The sequence below is a fragment of the Inquilinus sp. CA228 genome, assembly GCF_052078665.1.
In the GTDB taxonomy this organism is placed as follows: Bacteria; Pseudomonadota; Alphaproteobacteria; order DSM-16000; family Inquilinaceae; genus Inquilinus.
In genome coordinates, this window is sequence record NZ_JBQJIK010000033.1 from 19,454 (window position 1) to 35,296 (window position 15,843).

The 15,843-nt window shown below is 70.5% G+C and carries 18 protein-coding genes; 8 read left to right on the forward strand and 10 right to left on the reverse strand.

Annotated features, from left to right (window positions below; translation table 11 throughout):
- Positions 1-3: 3 nt before the first annotated feature.
- The 5 genes from ACTOWL_RS17735 (at position 4) to ACTOWL_RS17755 (ending at position 3,082) form a co-directional block, all read left to right on the forward strand.
- Positions 4-963, forward strand: a complete 960-nt coding sequence (locus ACTOWL_RS17735; RefSeq protein WP_441322585.1) for a catechol 2,3-dioxygenase — start codon at positions 4-6, stop codon at positions 961-963.
- A gap of 108 nt (positions 964-1,071) precedes the next feature.
- Positions 1,072-1,701 (forward strand): TetR/AcrR family transcriptional regulator, encoded by a 630-nt coding sequence (locus ACTOWL_RS17740; protein ID WP_441322586.1) that lies wholly within the window; start codon positions 1,072-1,074, stop codon positions 1,699-1,701.
- 335 nt (positions 1,702-2,036) lie between these two features.
- Positions 2,037-2,723 carry a DUF3313 domain-containing protein gene (locus ACTOWL_RS17745; RefSeq protein WP_441322587.1) on the forward strand — a complete coding sequence of 229 codons (687 nt, stop codon included), beginning with the start codon at positions 2,037-2,039 and terminating at the stop codon, positions 2,721-2,723.
- Between the two features lie 30 nt (positions 2,724-2,753).
- Positions 2,754-2,897 carry a hypothetical protein gene (locus tag ACTOWL_RS17750; RefSeq protein WP_441322588.1) on the forward strand — a complete coding sequence of 48 codons (144 nt, stop codon included), beginning with the start codon at positions 2,754-2,756 and terminating at the stop codon, positions 2,895-2,897.
- The gene (locus tag ACTOWL_RS17755) at positions 2,894-3,082 is read left to right on the forward strand and encodes a DUF6726 family protein (protein ID WP_441322589.1); all 189 of its coding nucleotides are present in this window, start codon (positions 2,894-2,896) and stop codon (positions 3,080-3,082) included. The genes ACTOWL_RS17750 and ACTOWL_RS17755 overlap by 4 nt, the downstream gene beginning before the upstream one ends.
- Positions 3,083-3,093: 11 nt before the next feature.
- Here the strand turns inward: ACTOWL_RS17755 and ACTOWL_RS17760 are convergent, their stop codons facing one another.
- Genes ACTOWL_RS17760 through ACTOWL_RS17795 form a run of 8 tightly spaced genes read right to left on the reverse strand, consistent with a single transcriptional unit; the run spans position 3,094 to position 10,467 of the window.
- Positions 3,094-3,408: an L-rhamnose mutarotase gene (locus ACTOWL_RS17760; RefSeq protein WP_441322590.1), complete on the reverse strand. Its 315-nt coding sequence runs from the start codon at positions 3,406-3,408 to the stop codon at positions 3,094-3,096.
- Positions 3,409-3,422: 14 nt separating this feature from the next.
- Positions 3,423-4,187 (reverse strand): acetoacetate decarboxylase, encoded by a 765-nt coding sequence (locus tag ACTOWL_RS17765; RefSeq protein WP_441322591.1) that lies wholly within the window; start codon positions 4,185-4,187, stop codon positions 3,423-3,425.
- The gene (locus ACTOWL_RS17770; protein ID WP_441322592.1) at positions 4,184-4,996 is read right to left on the reverse strand and encodes a sugar phosphate isomerase/epimerase family protein; all 813 of its coding nucleotides are present in this window, start codon (positions 4,994-4,996) and stop codon (positions 4,184-4,186) included. The genes ACTOWL_RS17765 and ACTOWL_RS17770 overlap by 4 nt, the downstream gene beginning before the upstream one ends.
- A 3-nt stretch (positions 4,997-4,999) precedes the next feature.
- Positions 5,000-6,046 (reverse strand): Gfo/Idh/MocA family protein, encoded by a 1,047-nt coding sequence (locus ACTOWL_RS17775; RefSeq protein ID WP_441322593.1) that lies wholly within the window; start codon positions 6,044-6,046, stop codon positions 5,000-5,002.
- Positions 6,043-6,762, reverse strand: a complete 720-nt coding sequence (locus ACTOWL_RS17780; protein ID WP_441322594.1) for a FadR/GntR family transcriptional regulator — start codon at positions 6,760-6,762, stop codon at positions 6,043-6,045. The genes ACTOWL_RS17775 and ACTOWL_RS17780 overlap by 4 nt, the downstream gene beginning before the upstream one ends.
- Before the next feature lie 2 nt (positions 6,763-6,764).
- On the reverse strand, positions 6,765-7,751 hold the full coding sequence (locus tag ACTOWL_RS17785) for an ABC transporter permease (RefSeq protein WP_441322595.1): 987 nt from the start codon (positions 7,749-7,751) through the stop codon (positions 6,765-6,767).
- The gene (locus tag ACTOWL_RS17790) at positions 7,748-9,274 is read right to left on the reverse strand and encodes a sugar ABC transporter ATP-binding protein (protein ID WP_441322596.1); all 1,527 of its coding nucleotides are present in this window, start codon (positions 9,272-9,274) and stop codon (positions 7,748-7,750) included. Before ACTOWL_RS17790 ends, ACTOWL_RS17785 begins: the two co-directional genes overlap by 4 nt.
- Before the next feature lie 2 nt (positions 9,275-9,276).
- On the reverse strand, positions 9,277-10,467 hold the full coding sequence (locus ACTOWL_RS17795) for a sugar ABC transporter substrate-binding protein (protein ID WP_441322597.1): 1,191 nt from the start codon (positions 10,465-10,467) through the stop codon (positions 9,277-9,279).
- Between the two features lie 147 nt (positions 10,468-10,614).
- Between ACTOWL_RS17795 and ACTOWL_RS17800 the strand changes: the two genes are divergently transcribed.
- The 3 genes from ACTOWL_RS17800 to rhmD are packed head-to-tail and all read left to right on the forward strand — an operon-like array spanning position 10,615 to position 13,815.
- The gene (locus tag ACTOWL_RS17800) at positions 10,615-11,826 is read left to right on the forward strand and encodes a mandelate racemase/muconate lactonizing enzyme family protein (RefSeq protein WP_441322598.1); all 1,212 of its coding nucleotides are present in this window, start codon (positions 10,615-10,617) and stop codon (positions 11,824-11,826) included.
- A 14-nt stretch (positions 11,827-11,840) separates the two neighbouring features.
- Positions 11,841-12,596 (forward strand): SDR family NAD(P)-dependent oxidoreductase, encoded by a 756-nt coding sequence (locus ACTOWL_RS17805; protein ID WP_441322599.1) that lies wholly within the window; start codon positions 11,841-11,843, stop codon positions 12,594-12,596.
- A gap of 28 nt (positions 12,597-12,624) precedes the next feature.
- On the forward strand, positions 12,625-13,815 hold the full coding sequence (gene rhmD / locus ACTOWL_RS17810; protein WP_441322600.1) for an L-rhamnonate dehydratase: 1,191 nt from the start codon (positions 12,625-12,627) through the stop codon (positions 13,813-13,815).
- Positions 13,816-13,817: 2 nt separating this feature from the next.
- On the opposite strand, the gene ACTOWL_RS17815 is transcribed toward rhmD, so the two are convergent.
- Both ACTOWL_RS17815 and ACTOWL_RS17820 read right to left on the reverse strand, forming a co-directional pair.
- Positions 13,818-15,323: a tripartite tricarboxylate transporter permease gene (locus ACTOWL_RS17815; protein ID WP_441322601.1), complete on the reverse strand. Its 1,506-nt coding sequence runs from the start codon at positions 15,321-15,323 to the stop codon at positions 13,818-13,820.
- A gap of 16 nt (positions 15,324-15,339) precedes the next feature.
- The gene (locus ACTOWL_RS17820) at positions 15,340-15,828 is read right to left on the reverse strand and encodes a tripartite tricarboxylate transporter TctB family protein (protein ID WP_441322602.1); all 489 of its coding nucleotides are present in this window, start codon (positions 15,826-15,828) and stop codon (positions 15,340-15,342) included.
- Positions 15,829-15,843 lie beyond the last annotated feature (15 nt).

Sequence of the window (15,843 nt, forward strand, 5' to 3'; positions counted from 1 at the left end):
CCGATGACACCCGAACCCAATCTCGACGTCGCGCATCTCGGCCATGTCGAGATCCTGAGCCCGGTGCCGGAGAAGAGCCTCGACTTCTTCGTCACCGTGATGGGCATGACGGTGAGCGGCCAGAAGGGGGATTCCGTCTATCTGCGCGGCTGGGACGATTACGAGCGGTACTCGCTGGTGCTGACCGGGTCGAAGACCTCGGGGCTGGGCCACGCCGCCTTCCGCACCCGCAGCCCGCAGGCGCTGGAGCGGCGCGTCGCCGCCCTGCGCGGCTCCGGCCACGAGATCGGCTGGATCGAGGGCGAGCTGGGCCACGGCCCGGCCTATCGCTGCCATGACCCGGACGGCCATGTCGTCGAGCTGTACTACGAGACCGAATGGTACCAAGCTCCGGCGGAGCTGAAGCCGGCGCTGAAGAACCAGGCCCAGCGCTATCCGGCCCGCGGGGTCAATGTCCGCCGCCTCGACCACTTCAACGGGCTGGCGGCGGATGTGAAGGCCAACCGGATCTTCTTCGAATCCTATCTCGGCGCCCGGCTGACCGAGCAGATCGTGCTGAACGACGGCACCGAGGCCGGAATGTGGCTGACCTTCACCAACAAGAGCTACGACTTCGCCTATACGCGGGACCACACCGGGGCCAAAGGGCGCTTCCACCACGTCACCTACGCGCTGGATTCGCGCGAGGACATCCTGCGGGCGGCCGACATCTTCCTGGAGAACGGCGTCTTCATCGAGACCGGGCCGCACAAGCACGCGGTGCAGCAGACCTTCTTCCTCTATGTCTACGAGCCCGGCGGCAACCGCATCGAGGTGGCGAATGCCGGCGCCCGGCTGGTGCTCGCCCCCGACTGGAAACCGATCGTGTGGACCGAGGAGGAGCGGAGGAAGGGCCAGGCCTGGGGCCTGAAGACGATCGAATCCTTCCACACCCACGGCACACCGCCGATCGAGCACGGGTAGCAGCCCGGCGGCAAAAACAAACTCATTGGTCTGTTTTTTGCCGGCGCCATGGGCTATCTCTTGAGATCCGCCCGGCGGCCCGGAGCCGTCTCGGCCTTGTGAGAGAGCATGGACAACGCCACCCGTTCCGAACGTTCCCGCAATGCCGCCATCCAGGCGGCGCTCGCCATCATCGCCCGCGACGGTCCCGGGCGGCTGACGCTCGACGCCATCGCGCGCGAAAGCGGCATCAGCAAGGGCGGGGTGATGCACCATTTCCGCACCAAGGAAGCGGTGGTGACGGCCCTGCTCGAACACCTGACCGAGCGCTTCAGAAAGTTCACCCAGGCGTACCTGGCCGAGATCGGCCCCGACAAGCCCGGCGCCATCCTGGAAGCGCAGATCGCGACGCTGCGCGAATCCATCGCCACGCCGCATTCGGCCTTCTTCGCCATCCTCGGCGCCGTGGCCGAGAACCCCGACCTTCTCTCGATCAACCGCGAGGCGGAGGCCGAGGCGCTCGAGGCCGTCAAGGCCGAGGCCGCCGATCCGGAGCTGGCGGTCCTGCGCTGGATGGCGGCCAGAGGCCTGCACATGACGACGCTGCTGGGAACCTGCCCCCTGTCCGCGGAGGAGCGCGACCGACTGTTCGACCGCCTGATCGATGATTCGCGATGGTCCGCCCTGGCGGAGACCGCGAAGCCCGACGCCGTCCGCCCCTCCCGCGGCCGGTCGGCATCAATCAAAAAAACCGACTAGACGGTTTGCAAATTCAGAAATCCGCTGCTATGATGTCCTCACACGAGATCGAGAGGACGACGGCATGGCACAGCGCGCTCCGTTCCCGGCAGGGGACCGCGGCATCGGCGGAACCGGAGGGCAGCCGGCCCGGGCCGGCTTCGGCGCGGTCGGTTCCCGCTAGAGAGCATCGGGCCGAGGCAGCCGCGGCCCTGACCACAGCCTGACGGCGCTGCCGTCGACACACCATTCCCCGCATCGGCGACAACCGCACTCTCCGGGACATCCCGGCGGAGAACGGCGTCCCACGGCCCGGCGCATACCGGCCGGCCGCAGACTTCGACATGGAGACTTGAATGCACGCGTTCCTCGAACGGCCGCGACGGCCGATACCTGCCCGGGCGTGGCTGTCGCTCGCGGTCGTCGGCGTGGCCCTGGCCGGCTGCGGCAGCGCCGATCCGGTACCCTATTCCGGCATCGCCTCGTCGGCACAGCTGGCGCCGAACCCGCAGGACGACACCGGGCATATCCCGTTCCGCTACGCCACCCCGGTGGACTGGCGCAGCTACAACCGGATGATCATCGACCCGATCGTGATCTACCGGGGCCCGGACAACCAGTTCGGCGACATGTCCGAGGAGGACAAGGCCGAGCTGGCCCACACCATGCAGACCGCGTTCGTGGAGAAGCTGAAGACCCGCTTCACCCTGGCCGGCGACCCGGCCCCAGGCACCCTGCGCCTGCGGCTGACGCTGACCGGCGCGTCAACCAGCACGCCGGTGCTGAGCACGCTGACGCGCGTCGACATCGGCGGCGGACTGTACAACGGGGTGCAGGCGGTCCGCGGCGGCGAAGGCATGCTGACCGGATCCGTGATCTACGCGGTCGAGATCTACGACGCGCCGAGCAACCGCCTGCTCAACGCCTTCGTCTCGAAGCAGTACCCGGGATCGATGAACATCGGGGCGACCTTCGGCTCGCTGGCCGCGGCGAAGACCGGCCTGGAGAAGGGCGCCGACGCCCTGGTCGCGCAGCTCAAGTGACCGCCACCATCATCGCGCAGGAGGTTCACCATGATCTTCGAGATGCTCTGGCTCGGCAGCATCCTGCTGTGCGCCGGGCTGTATCTGTGGGGCTATGCCGCGAATGTCCTGCCGCGACGGTGGCGCCTGCCGCACGCGCCCCGGGCCGCCGCCAGCAAGGAGAAAAACCGGTGACCCGGCGCTCTCGCTATGGCCGCCCCCTGGCCGCGCTGCTGATCCTGGCCGCGGCCGCCGGGCTGGCCGGCTGCGGCCTCGTGGCCCTGCCCTTCCGCACGACCAGCGCCGTGGTCAAGGTGGTGCCGGTGGCCGGCCACGTCGCCGCGGCACCTCTGGACGTCACCGCCGACGCCATCGACTGAGCCGGTGCCCCTCAATCCATGTGCCACTGCAGCGGCAGCAGGAAGGGGAAGCCGGTGCGGCTGTCGATCTCGACCTTCATGATCGGCGCCATGTATTCGCCCCAGCGCCGGTTGACCGGGTCGTCGCGCAGGGCCGCGATGGTGCGGTCCAGGTCGTCGGTCTCGAAATGGCCGAACAGGGCCAGGCCGTGCTTGAAGATCGAGTAGTTGCGGATCCCGGCCGCCTGCAGCGCCGCCACCATCTCCGGCCAGATCTCGTCGTGGCGGCGCTTGTACTCCTCCTCATAGCCGGGGCGGATTTCCAGGATCCAGGCGTGCTGCGTCATCGCTGTCTCCGTCGTCAGGCGGCGAGGTAGTCGTGCAGGATGCGGCCGGGCGCCAGGGTGAAGTCGGCGCGCCAGTAGAAGCCGTCGAGCATCTCCCGCACCGGCAGCCGATAGACCGGCGCCTGGATGTTGGGCCGCAGCTCGACGGTGCAGGGGCCGCTCCAGCATTCATGCACCGCCACCTCGGCCAGGCGGCGGGCGGTGAGCTGGCGGATCGCCGGCCGGCCGTCGATATGGTCGATCGCCTTCAGGTTGATGTTGGTGGCGAAGTCGAAATGCGCGGCCAGGCTCTCGATCCGGTCGCGCCGCTGCTTGTAGGCCAGCGTGCCGGTGATCACGTCGATGCCGTTGCGGGCGACGGTGCCGACCCAGGCGTCGCCGCGCGCTTCCAGCGTCGGGATGCCGGACTTCTTCGGCTGGCCGTGCACCTCGCGGCCATGCGAGACGCCGATGTCGGAGGACAGGAACAGATAGGGCGAGTAGGACCCGGCCTCGCCAGTCCCGGGCAGCCGGCAGCCGACCATGATGTTGGACTCGCCATAGGGGCCGAGCCAGTCGGTGTCGTTCATCTTGTAGATATGCGCCAGCACCACGTCGCTGGTCGGCTCCAGCGGCGGCGGCAGCAGCCGCTCGACCGCCTCCGGGTCGGTGCGCCAGGCCAGGGTCAGCACCTCGACGTCGCGGAAGCTGAACGGGAAGGGCGGCACCATCGGCGCGTCCCAGGGGGTCGAGAAGCCACCCTGCAGAATCTCCTCGACGGTCAGCCGGCGTCCGGTCATGCCAGCCACCCGCGCACCTGGTCGCGCAGGCGGATCGTCTCGGTCAGCACGTCGTCATAGAGCGTCGCCATGTAGTCCTGATGCACGTATTCGAGCGCGAGGTGCCCCTGGAAGCCGGCGTCGCGCAGGGTGGCCAGCTGGGCCTCGATGTTGATCGTGCCCTCATGCCCCTTGGCCTGCAGCGCGCCCGGCCGGGCCTGGCGCAGATGGACGTGGGCGGCGTGGCGGGCCAGCGGGTCGATCTCCTCCTGCCGGTAGCCGAGGCAGACGAAATGGGCGTAGTCGAGCGTCAGCTTCAGCCCGTCGACCCGGCCCAGCAGCTCCTCGACAAAGGCCGGGCTTTCGAGGAAGGAATGGACGTGGGGCTCGATCGTCGGCGTCACCCCGGCCTCGAGGGCGATCGGCACCAGCGCGTTGAGCGAGCGGGCTGATTCCTCCAGCGCCTGCGCCCGCCCCTGCCCCGGGTTGCACACGCCGGGCAGGATGAAGATGGTGTCGATCTCGGCCCGGGCGCAGAACTGCACGGCCTTGCGGAAATCCGCGACGTTGCGGTCGCGGTGGCGCGGATCGGCCAGGTTGCGGTCGGACAGGCCGTCGCCGAACAGGTGGTAGAAGCTGGGCACGTGGATGCCGAGCGCCCGCACCGTCTCCGCCATGCCGTCCGGATCGGCCAGCAGCGCCGCCTTGTCGAGTGCCGGGCCGTAGAAATAGCCGAGGTCGAGCCCGCCGATGCCGAGCACCCGGGCGATGCCGGCCGCCTCCTGCAGCGAACAGGCGCGCAGGGACCAGGAGGTGAGCGAAAGCTGCATGGGTCACACCCTCTCGACTTGGCCGCTGGCGGCCGAGCGGTACATGGCGTCGAGCACCTCGACCGCGCGCATCCCGACCTCGCCCGGCGCGTCGTTCTCGACATCGCGGCCGAGGCAGAGGTCGACGAAAACATCGACCGGCCGCTCGCAGCCATAGTCGCCCTCGCCCAGCGCCATCGGCACGACGGTGTCGCGGCCGTCGCGGCGCCGCACCTCCAGCCGCTCGCGCTCGATGTCGAGCAGCAGCAGGCCTTCCGAGCCGTAGATCCTGAGGTCGATATGCGGGCCGCGATGCTTCGGCACGGTGGAGGCGCCGGACAAAGCGGCGGTGGCGCCGCCCTCGAACCGCACCGTGGCGGCGTCGTAGTAGTCGACGCCGGCCGGCGAGGCGCCGGTCATGGCGAAGACCTCGCGCGGCGCCAGGTCGGCGATGCGGAACAGCAGGCCGAGCGCATGCACCAGCTGGCCCCAGCCATAGCCGCCGGCGCGCTTCGGGTCGGCCCAGGTCGAGGGCGGCGGCCGGAACATGTGGCCATGGGTCTCGGCCATCGGCCGGCCGGCGAACAGATCCTCCAGCGCCGAGCCCATCTGCAGCACGACATGCTGGACCGACCCGATCTCGCCATCCGCCACCAGCCGGCGCGCCTCACGTGCCCAGCGGGTGAAGTTCCAGCCATAGGGCACCAGGATGGCGCGGCCGGCGCGGCGCGCCCGGGCGACCAGGTCGCGGGCGTCTTCGGCGCGGGTCGCCAGCGGCTTCTCGACCAGCACATGGCAGCCACGGTCGAGCGCCGCGGCGGCGTGCTCGTGGTGCAGCACATGCGGCGAGGCCACCACCACACCGTCCGGCTTCACCCGGTCGAGCAGTTCGCGATAATCCTCCGAGCCCTCCGGAATGGCGAAGCGCTGCTGCAGCGCCGCCAGATCCGAAGCCCCCAGCCGGTTCACCCCGACCACCTCGCAATCGGGATTCCGCTGCAGCGCCGGGATGTGGTTCTGCGCCGCCCACCAGCCGGCGCCGACCACGGCGATCCGTGCTTTCCTCGTCATCGCGCCTTCTCCATCGCCGCCAGCGTGGTCTCGTAGACGCTGGTCATGTGGCGCCGCATCGCCTCCCCCGCCTTCGCGGCATCGCGGGCGTCGAGCGACGCCAGGATCGCCTCATGGTCGGCGAAGCTGCGCTCCAGCACCCCCGGCGTCTCCGAGGCGATGCGGCGATACTCCATGCCCAGCACGAAGAACGAGCCGCCGACCCGCTCCAGGAACGGGTTGCCGGAGGCGGCGTAGATGATGCGGTGGAACTCCATGTCCGACACGCGGAAGCCGACCGGTTCGCGCAGCAGGCCGCGCTGCACCGTGAGCAGCGCGTGCAGCCGGGCCAGCGAGGCGGCGTCGATCCGCTCCGCCGCCAGCCCGGCGATGGTGCCCTCGACCAGGATCCGCGCCTCGTGCAGCGCGTCGACCGTGGGCGCGTTCAGCTCCAGCAGGAACTGCAGCGGCGCCAGCAGGTCCAACGCCTCCAGCGCCGTGACGTAGACGCCGCCGCCCTGGCGCATCTTGACCACGCCGAGGATCTGCAGGCCGCGCAGCGCTTCGCGCACGCTGGGCCGGCTGACCTGCAGGATCTGCGCCAGCTCGCGCTCCGGCGGCAGCTGGTCGCCCGGCTTCAGGCTGCCGGTGCGCACCAGCTCCATGAGCTTCTTCGCCACCTGCTCGGCGACCGACTGCCGCTCGATCGGGGCGACGGTGTCGAGGCCCACGACCATCCTCAATCCCCCGCCGCGCGGCTGCGGATCTGGTCGAGGCTGACGGCCAGCAGCAGCACGATGCCGCGAGTCACGTCCTGCCAGAAGCTGGAGACGTCGAGCAGCGTCAGCCCGTTGTTCAGCGTGCCCAGGATCAGCACGGCCAGGAGGGTGCCCCAGACGCTGCCGCGGCCGCCGAACAGGCTGGTGCCGCCGAGGATGATGGCGGCGATCACGGTCAGCAGGTGCTTGCCGGCCGCATCCGGCGCCGCCGCGCCCAGCATCGCCGCCAGCACCAGCCCGGCGACGGCGCCGCTGATGCCGGACAGGACGTAGAGCGTGATCTGGGTGCGCGCCACCGGAACGCCGACCAGGCGGCTGGCCTCGGGATTGCCGCCCGAGGCGTAGACGAAGCGGCCGAAGCGGGACTTCGCCAGCACCACCCAGAGCGCGCCGTAGCACAGCAGCATCAGGATCAACGGCACCGGGACGCCGAACAGCCTGCCGCTGCCGATCCAGTTGAAGCCCGGCACCATCAGCGGCCGGGTCAGCCCGCCGGTCATCACCAGGGCGCTGCCGGTGATGATGCTCATGGTCGCCAGGGTGACGATCAGCGGGTTGAGGCGCAGCCCGGTGGTGAAGATGCCGTTGACCAGGCCGATCGCGGCGCCGCACATCACCGCCGCCACGGCCGCCACCCAGATGTCGAGCCCGAGCCCGTGCAAGAGCGCCAGCACCACCCCGGTCAGCCCGGCCACGGCGGCGACCGAGAGGTCGAGGCCGCCGGCGATGATCAGCGGCGTGCCGGTCGCCGCCATCAGCCCGATGAAGGCGACGTTGGAGCCGATGCTCATCATGTTGTTGAAGGACAGGAACCAGGGCGACAGCAGCGAGAAGGCGACCAGCAGCGCCACGTAGAACAAGAGCAGCACGGCCACGCCGGACCAGGACCGGCCGAGCGCGCCGCGGGCGAAGCCCCGGGAGCGGCGGGGAGTGTCGATCGTGGTCATGCCCTCAGCTCTCCTTCCGCTGTTGGCGCGCTGGCAGCGGCCATCAGCTCCGCCGGCTCGCGGCCGCGCGGGAATTCCGCCACCGCCCGGCCGCGGTCGAGCACGATGGCGCGGTCGCACAGACCCGCCACCTCCTCGACATCGGAGGACAGGACCAGGATCGCCCGGCCGGCATCGGCCAGACGCCGCAGCTCGGCATAGATCTCGCGCCGGGCGCCGACATCGACGCCGCGGGTCGGCTCCTCCAGGATCAGCAGGCGCATGCCGTCGACCAGCCAGCGGGCGATGCAGACCTTCTGCTGGTTGCCGCCGGACAAAGTGCGCAGGCGCTGCTCGCTGCCGCGCGTGCGGATGCCAAGCTGATCGATCCAGCCCTCGGCATGGCGCCGTTCCGCCGCCACATCCATGAACGGGCCGAAGCGGAAGCGCTCCAGGAACGGCAAAGCGATGTTCTCGCGCACCGTCAGCTCGGCGACGATGCCCTCGCGCTTGCGCTCCGCCGCGATGAAGCCGATGCCGGCCGCCTTGCCGGCCTGCGGATTGCGCGGCGCATAGGGCGCGCCGCCGATCGCCACCCGCCGCGCCGCCACCGGCCCGAGCGCGCCATACAGCGCCCGGCCGAGGGTCTCGACCCCGGACCCGACCAGGCCGAACAGGCCGACGATCTCGCCGGCCCGGACGGTCAGGTCGACATCCTCGATCTCGGCCGGGATCCGCAGGCCTTCCACGGTCAGCACGGCCTCGCCCGGCGGTGCCGCGGGGCCGGCGCCGTACAGGTCGTCGACCACGCCGCCGAGCATGGCGCGCAGCACCTCGGCCGGCGTCGCCTCATGGGTGCGGAAGCTGCCGGCGTTGCGGCCGTCGCGCAGCACGGCGATGCGGTCGGACACCGCGAACACCTCGGACAGGTAGTGCGAGATGTAGATCACCGCGACGCCCTGCACCTTCAGCCGGCGGATGATGGCGAACAGGGTCGCCGCCTCCTGCTCGGTCAGCGACGCCGTCGGCTCGTCCATGATCAGCACCCGCGCGCGGCCCGCCAGGGCGCGGGCGATCTCGACGATCCGCTGCTCCGGCACGCTCAAGCCCTTGACCCGGACGGCGGGGTCGATGCCGGGATAGCCCAGCTGCTGCAGCAGCTCCTCGGCCCGGCGGCGCATCGCCGCCGTGTCGACCACTCGGAAGCCGGGGCCGGCGCGCATCGGCAGGTCGCCGATGCAGATGTTCTCGGCCACGGTCATGTCCGGGATCACCGAGATCTCCTGCGGCAGCAGCCGCACCCCGGCGGCCACGGCCTGGCGCGGCTGGTCGAAGCTGACCTCGGCGCCGTCCAGCCGCACCGTGCCGGCGTCGCGGCCGTAGCTGCCGGCCAGGATCTTCACCAGCGTCGACTTGCCGGCGCCGTTCGAGCCCAAGAGGGCCAGCACCTCCCCCGCCGCGACCGTCAGCTCGACCTCGCGCAGCACGTCGACGCCGCCGAAGGCCTTGCGGATGCCGCGCATCTCGAGACGGGGGGCGGTCATCGTCACTCCTTCGGGATCAGGGTTTCGTAGCCCTTCAGCTCCTCCAGCCCGCGCAGGGCGGCGAGGTGCTTGGCGAAGGCCTCCTGCGGGAATTTGTAGTCGACGACCTTGGCGTCCTTGGCGCAGGCGGCATCCGGGTAGAACTCGCAGATGTTCGCCTTGGTCACCATGACGTGGTTGACCAGCACCGCCGGCGGCAGGGGCTTGTTGGCCAGGGTGGCCAGGGCGATCGGGATCAGGTAGTTGCCGTATCGCTCCGGGAAGTAGCCCACCGAGGCGACGAAGCGCGGCTCCTTCGCCAGGGTCTCGGTCTCGTCCGCGCCCATGCCGACGACGATGGTGTCGGCCTCGCGCCCGGCCTGCTGGGCGGCGCGCAGCATGCCGGTCGCCGCCTGGTCGTTGATCGCGGTCACCATGATCGGCACCCCGGCGGGGATGCGGCCGATCAGGTTGCTCATCTGCTGAAAGCTCTCCTGCAGCGTGTTCTTGGTGTCAATTTTGAGGATGTGGTCGGCCGGGAAATCCGGCAGCTCAGCCTGGAAGCCGGCGACCTGGCCGCCGGTGCGCATCGCCGGGATGGCGCCGGATTGCGGCAACTCGCCGACCACCAGATAGCCCTGCGGCACCTTGTCGGCGCCGTATTCCGCGATCGCGGCCTGGGCCAGGTAGGACCCGCCCATGAAGCCGGAGCGCGGGTTGTTGGCGCCGAAGAAGGTGGCGTTCGGCATCGGGATGTCGATCGCCGCCACCTTGATGCCGGCGGTGTCGAACTGGTTCATCACCGCCGGGCCGAAATTCACGTCGGTCTGGAATTCGATGACGAAGTCGGCGTTGCGGCGGACGAAGCTTTCGGCATTGGCCAGGGCGGTCGGCCCGTCCAGCCGGTTGTCGGCGACCGCGAGCTCGACGCCCGCGGCATCGGCATTGGCCTTGATGCCGCCCTCGACCTTCACGCCGAAGGAGATGTCGCGCTGCAGGTTGGCGAAGCCGATGACATAGCCGGAACCGTTGCGCGGCGGCGTCGCCGCCTTGGCGTCGGCCACCATGGCCTTGAGCTGGTCGGCCGACAGCATGGCGCCGGAGAAGGCGCCGGGGTCGAAGCCGTGGAAATCCTGGGCCCGGGCTGTAGCGCCGGCGGCAAGCAGGGCAACGGCGGCGATGGCGAAACCCCGGAAGCGGTGCGCGCGGATCATCCCTTTCCTCCCCTCAATTCCGGTCCACTGGTAAATTGGACAGGCCAATTCTTTTGAGGCATCGTAGTGTCGGTTCCGCCGCCCTGGCAAGAGGGTGTTCAGTACCGGGACGAAGGAGCCGTCGAAGCGGCCGGTGGGAGGAGACCAATGCGCATCCAGGGCATCACCCCGATCGTGCTGCGCTATCCGGAGCCGAACGACCACGGCAACATCCGGCACACCGTGCTGCTGCGGCTGGAGGCCGAGGGCGGGCTGACCGGCTGGGGCGAATGCATCGCCATGTGGCCGGAGGCCTGCCGCGCCGTGGCCACGCTGGTCCAGGGCGGCCTGGCCGATGTCGTCGCCGGGATGGATGTGCGCGAGCCCGAGGCCGTGTGGCAGGCGCTGAAGCGGCACACCTGGTGGTACGGCGAGGGCGGCCTGGCCACCATGGCGCTGGCCGGCATCGACATGGCGGTGTGGGACGCCTGCGGCAAGGCGGCCGGGCTGCCGCTGTGGCGCCTGTTCGGCGGCCGGGTGCACGAGTCGCTGCCGGCGATCGCCAGCATGCATGTCAACCGCGCCACGATCGAGGAGGGCGCGGCCGAGGTGGCCGGCCACATCGCCCGCGGCTTCAAGGGCGCCAAGCTGGGCTTCGGCAAGCGCGGCCTGTCGCGGGTTGGCCACGACCCGGACCACGATATCGGCTATGTCCCCGCGGTGCGCCAGGTCGCCGGCTTCGGCAAGCGCGGGCTGTCGCGGGTCGGCCGGGACCCGGATCACGATGTCGACTATGTCCGCGCGGTGCGCCAGGCCGCCGGCCCGACCGCCCGGCTGATGGTCGATATCGGCAACGGCGTGCGCTGGGACGCCGCCACCGCGATCGCCACCATCCGCCGTTTCGAGGCCTTCGATATCGACTGGGTGGAGGAGCCGCTGCATCCGGACGACCTCGACGGCCTGGCCCGGCTGCGCGCCGCCGTCGCCACCCGGATCGCGACCGGGGAGCGGGAATGGACCGTCGCCGGCTATGCCCGGCTGATCCGCACCGGCCTGGTCGACGTGCTCGGCATCGATCCCGCCCGGGCCGAGGGCATCACCGGCTTCCGCAAGGTGGCGGCGCTGGCCGAGGCGGCGCGCATCGCCGTCAACGCCCATGCCTGGAGCACGGCGGTGACCAGCGCCGCCAGCCTGCATCTGTCGGTCGCCAGCCCGGCGGCGCGGCTGTTCGAACTGAAGCCGCTGGAGAACCCGATGCAGCACGAGCTGGTCGACACGCCGATCTGGCACCAGGACGGGCTGGTGCGGCCGCCCGAGGCCCCCGGCCTGGGCGTCGAGCCGCGCCCGGCCTGCATCGACAAGTACCGGCTGCCGCTGTGACCGAGAGACCGGAGATGACCGACGATCTGGGCCTGGCGGGGCGCATCGCCATCGTCACCGGCGCAGCCAGCGGCATCGGCCGGGCAACGGCGCTGCTGCTGGCCCGGCTGGGCTGCGTCGTCACCGCCGCCGACCGCGACGCCGCCGGGGCGGCCGAGACCGCGCGGCAAGGGGCGGACGGCCGGATCGCGCCGGCCGTGTTCGACCTGGCCGATCCTGCGGCCTGCCGGGAGCTGGTCGAGACCACCGCCCAGACCTATGGCCGGCTGGACATCCTGGTGAATGCGGCGGCGCTGATGATCCGGCAGCCGATCGACGAGGTCGGCGACGACGCCATCGATCGGCAGATGCGGGTCAATCTGGCCGGCCCCTTCCATCTCTGCCGCGCCGCCCATGCCGCGATGGCGCCGCAGGGCCGCGGCCGGATCGTGCTGTTCGCCAGCCAGGGGGCCCACACCGGCGGCTATGTCGGCTCCGCCATCTATGCCGCGACCAAGGCCGGGGTGATCGCGCTGGCCAAATCCTTCGCCCGCGCCTGGGCGCCGGACGGGATCACGGTCAATGTCGTGTCGCCGGGCGCCGCCGACACGCCGATGCTGCATGACGGGGTGGCCCCCGATGCCCTGGCCCGGTTCCTGGCGACCATCCCGCTCGGCCGCGCCGCGACGCCGGAGGAGGTGGCGCGCTGCGTCGCCTTCCTGGCCAGCGACTGGGCCGGCTACGTCACCGGCCACACCCTCGACGTCAATGGCGGCCAGCTGATGCGCTAGCCGTTCCCGCCACCCTCCGGACACCATCATGACCGCACCGCGCATCGCCGACATCCGCACCCATCTGATCGAAGGCACCGGGGACGGCGGCGACTATCACCGCCAGAAGGGCGGCCACTGGATCATCGACACGCTGATCGCCAACCCGATGTCGGCCTATGCGCCCTACAAGGCGTCGCGGTTGAGCTGGGGCATCGACGTGCTGGGCTCGATCCTGGTCGAGATCGAGGACGACCAGGGCCGGGTCGGCTTCGCCACCGGCTTCGGCGGCCCGCCGGCCTGCTGGCTGATCGAGAAGCATTTCCAGCGCTTCCTGGTCGGCGCCGACCCGCGCGACCTGAACCTGCTGTGGGACCAGATGTTCCGCGCCAGCATGTTCTACGGCCGCAAGGGCCTGCCGCTGGCCACCATCAGCGTGGTCGACCTGGCGCTGTGGGACCTGGTCGGCAAGATCCGGCAGGAGCCGGTCTACAAGCTGATCGGCGGCCGGACCAAGCCGGAGCTGAGCTTCTACTGCACCGGCCCGCTGCCGGCGGAAGCCCGGCGCATGGGCTTCTGGGGCGGCAAGGTGCCGCTGCCGCACGGCCCCGCCGACGGCCGGGAAGGGGTGCGGGCGAACCGGGCGTTCCTGGCCGGGCATCGCGCCGCCGTCGGGCCGGACTTCCCGCTGATGGTCGACTGCTACATGGCGCTCGACGTGCCGTACACGGTCGAGCTGGCCACCGCCTGCGCCGATCTCGGCATCCATTGGTGGGAGGAGGTGCTGCACCCCGACGACGTCGAGGGCTACGGCCTGCTGAAGCGGGCCCTGCCCGCCACGCGCTTCACCACCGGCGAGCACGAATACTCCCGCTACGGCTTCCGCCGGCTGATCGAGGGCCGGACCATCGACATCCTGCAGCCGGATGTGATGTGGGCCGGCGGCCTGACCGAGCTGCTGCGCATCGCTGCCCATGCCGCCGCCTACGACATTCCCGTGGTGCCGCATGGCAGCGGTCCCTACAGCTACCACTACGTGATGTCGCAGCCGAACGCGCCGTTCTGCGAGTATGTGGCGAACAGTGCGGACGGACGCAGCGTGCGGCCGGTGTTCGGCAGCCTGTTCCGGAACGAGCCGGTGCCGCAGGACGGCCGGCTGGACGTCTCCGACGCCCCCGGCTTCGGGCTGGAGCTCAATCCGGACGCCCCGCTGAGACGGTTCGATGCGTCCGGGTTCTGACCTCAGGTCGAGGGGGCCGGGCGCCGGACTGCGCCGATCACGCGGGCGATCAGCGGCCAGGCCAGCATGGCGAGGCCCAGCGTGGTGATGCTGCCGACCAGCGCGTTCGACCAGAACACCGACAGGTCGCCGCCGGACATGATCATCGATTGGCGGAACGCGTCCTCGGCCTTGTCGCCCAGCACCATGGCCAGGACCAGCGGCGCGATCGGGTAGTCCAGCCGCTTGAAGATGTAGCCCACGATGCCGAAGGCCAGCACCACCCCCATGTCGAAGGGCGAGTTGGCGACGGTGTAGGCGCCGGCGAAGCACACCACCACGATCACCGGCCCGATCACCGCGAAGGGGATGCGCAGGATGGCGCTGAACAGCGGCACGGTCGCCAGCACCAGGGCGACGGCGACGACATTGCCCAGATACATGCTGGCGATCAGACCCCAGACGAAGTCCGGCCGGTCGATGAACAGCATCGGGCCTGGTGTCAGGCCCCAGATCATCAGCCCGCCCATCATCACCGCGGCGGTGGCCGATCCCGGCACGCCCAGCGCCAGCATCGGCAGGATGGCACAGGTGCCGGCGGAATGGTCCGCGGCCTCGGGCGAGACGATGCCGGCCGGGTCGCCTTTGCCGAAGCCCTCCTTGCGCCGGGCGAAGCGCCGGGCCAGGCCGTAGCTCATGAAGCTGGCGGCGGTCGGCCCGCCGGGGGTGATGCCCATCCAGCAGCCGACCAGCACGCTGCGCAGCAACGCCAGCCAGTGCCGCGGCAGCTCGCGCATGGCGCGGCCGACATCGCGCAGCCCGACTCGGGCGCGGATGCCGTCGAAGCGCAGCCCCTCCTCCATGGTCAGGATCAGCTCGCCGATGCCGAACAGGCCGATCACCGCGACCAGGAAGCTGATGCCCTTGATCAGGTCGGCGAAGCCGAAGGTCAGCCGCAGGTTGCCGGAGATGGTGTCCATCCCGACCGTGGCGAAGGCGAAGCCCAGCATCATCGACACCAGGGTCTTCACCGGCGACCCGCTGCCCATGCCGACGAAGGAGGCGAAGGCCAGGAAGTAGACGGCGAAGAACTCCGGCGAGCTGAAGCGCAGCGCGAACTGTGCCACCCAGCTGGACAAGAGGGTGATGACCACGACGCCGGCCAGGGCGCCGAAGCCGGCCGACAAGAAGGCCAGGGTCAGCGCCCGCGCCGCCTGGCCCGCCCGGGCCATCGGATAGCCGTCGAAGGTGGTGGCGACCGAGGAGGGCTCGCCCGGGATGTTGAACAGGATCGAGGTGGTGGAGCCGCCGAACAGCGCGCCCCAATACATGCAGCTCAGCAGGATGATGGCCGAGACCGGGTCCATGGCGAAGGTCAGCGGCAGCAGCAGCGACACGCCGTTCGGCGCGCCGAGGCCGGGCAGCACCCCGACCAGGATGCCGAGCATCACGCCCAGCACCATCAGCATCAGATGGTAGCCGGTGAGAACGGTGCCGAAGCCGTCGACGAGATGGGCGAGGTTGTCCACGGATGGCCTCCGGATGTCAGGCGAGGCCGAGCCAGGCCTCGACCGGGCCCTTCAGCAGCGGCACCTGGAACCAGGTCTCGAACACCAGCCACAGCAGCACGGCGACGCCGAGCCCGACCGGCACGGCCGTCCGCAGCCGGTAGCCGCCCTGCAGCGCCATCACCCCGGCGAGATAGAGGGCGGAGGCGACGTAGAGGCCGAGCGGCAGCGACAGCGCCACGAAAGCCGCCATCGGCACGAAGAAGGCGGCCACCCGGCGCAGCCGCACGCCGTCGAGGAATACGTCGCGGTCACGCGACCGGAGCGCCTGGACCAGGGTGCCGAGGCTGCCGGCGACGATGATCAGGCCGACGGCGAAGGGGAAGGTGCCGGGCTCGGGCCCCGCCTCGTTCCAGCCGATGCCGCCCTGCAGCCCACCGATGACGACCGCGGCACCGACCGCGCCGGTGGCCGCCGAGGCCGCGCATTCCATCGCGAAGCGGGAGACGCCTTCCGGTTTCTGCATGACCGAAACTCCCAA

Excerpts from the sequence above, each read along its gene's own strand:
- ACTOWL_RS17780 (WP_441322594.1), bottom strand. The coding sequence starts at position 6,762 with ATGGTCGTGGGCCTCGACACCGTCGCCCCGATCGAGCGGCAGTCGGTC.
- ACTOWL_RS17800 (WP_441322598.1), top strand. The coding sequence starts at position 10,615 with ATGCGCATCCAGGGCATCACCCCGATCGTGCTGCGCTATCCGGAGCCG.
- ACTOWL_RS17740 (WP_441322586.1), top strand. The coding sequence starts at position 1,072 with ATGGACAACGCCACCCGTTCCGAACGTTCCCGCAATGCCGCCATCCAG.
- rhmD (WP_441322600.1), top strand. The coding sequence starts at position 12,625 with ATGACCGCACCGCGCATCGCCGACATCCGCACCCATCTGATCGAAGGC.
- ACTOWL_RS17775 (WP_441322593.1), bottom strand. The coding sequence starts at position 6,046 with ATGACGAGGAAAGCACGGATCGCCGTGGTCGGCGCCGGCTGGTGGGCG.
- ACTOWL_RS17820 (WP_441322602.1), bottom strand. The coding sequence starts at position 15,828 with ATGCAGAAACCGGAAGGCGTCTCCCGCTTCGCGATGGAATGCGCGGCC.
- ACTOWL_RS17805 (WP_441322599.1), top strand. The coding sequence starts at position 11,841 with ATGACCGACGATCTGGGCCTGGCGGGGCGCATCGCCATCGTCACCGGC.
- ACTOWL_RS17770 (WP_441322592.1), bottom strand. The coding sequence starts at position 4,996 with ATGCAGCTTTCGCTCACCTCCTGGTCCCTGCGCGCCTGTTCGCTGCAG.
- ACTOWL_RS17795 (WP_441322597.1), bottom strand. The coding sequence starts at position 10,467 with ATGATCCGCGCGCACCGCTTCCGGGGTTTCGCCATCGCCGCCGTTGCC.
- ACTOWL_RS17750 (WP_441322588.1), top strand. The coding sequence starts at position 2,754 with ATGATCTTCGAGATGCTCTGGCTCGGCAGCATCCTGCTGTGCGCCGGG.
- ACTOWL_RS17745 (WP_441322587.1), top strand. The coding sequence starts at position 2,037 with ATGCACGCGTTCCTCGAACGGCCGCGACGGCCGATACCTGCCCGGGCG.
- ACTOWL_RS17760 (WP_441322590.1), bottom strand. The coding sequence starts at position 3,408 with ATGACGCAGCACGCCTGGATCCTGGAAATCCGCCCCGGCTATGAGGAG.
- ACTOWL_RS17785 (WP_441322595.1), bottom strand. The coding sequence starts at position 7,751 with ATGACCACGATCGACACTCCCCGCCGCTCCCGGGGCTTCGCCCGCGGC.
- ACTOWL_RS17790 (WP_441322596.1), bottom strand. The coding sequence starts at position 9,274 with ATGACCGCCCCCCGTCTCGAGATGCGCGGCATCCGCAAGGCCTTCGGC.
- ACTOWL_RS17765 (WP_441322591.1), bottom strand. The coding sequence starts at position 4,187 with ATGACCGGACGCCGGCTGACCGTCGAGGAGATTCTGCAGGGTGGCTTC.
- ACTOWL_RS17735 (WP_441322585.1), top strand. The coding sequence starts at position 4 with ATGACACCCGAACCCAATCTCGACGTCGCGCATCTCGGCCATGTCGAG.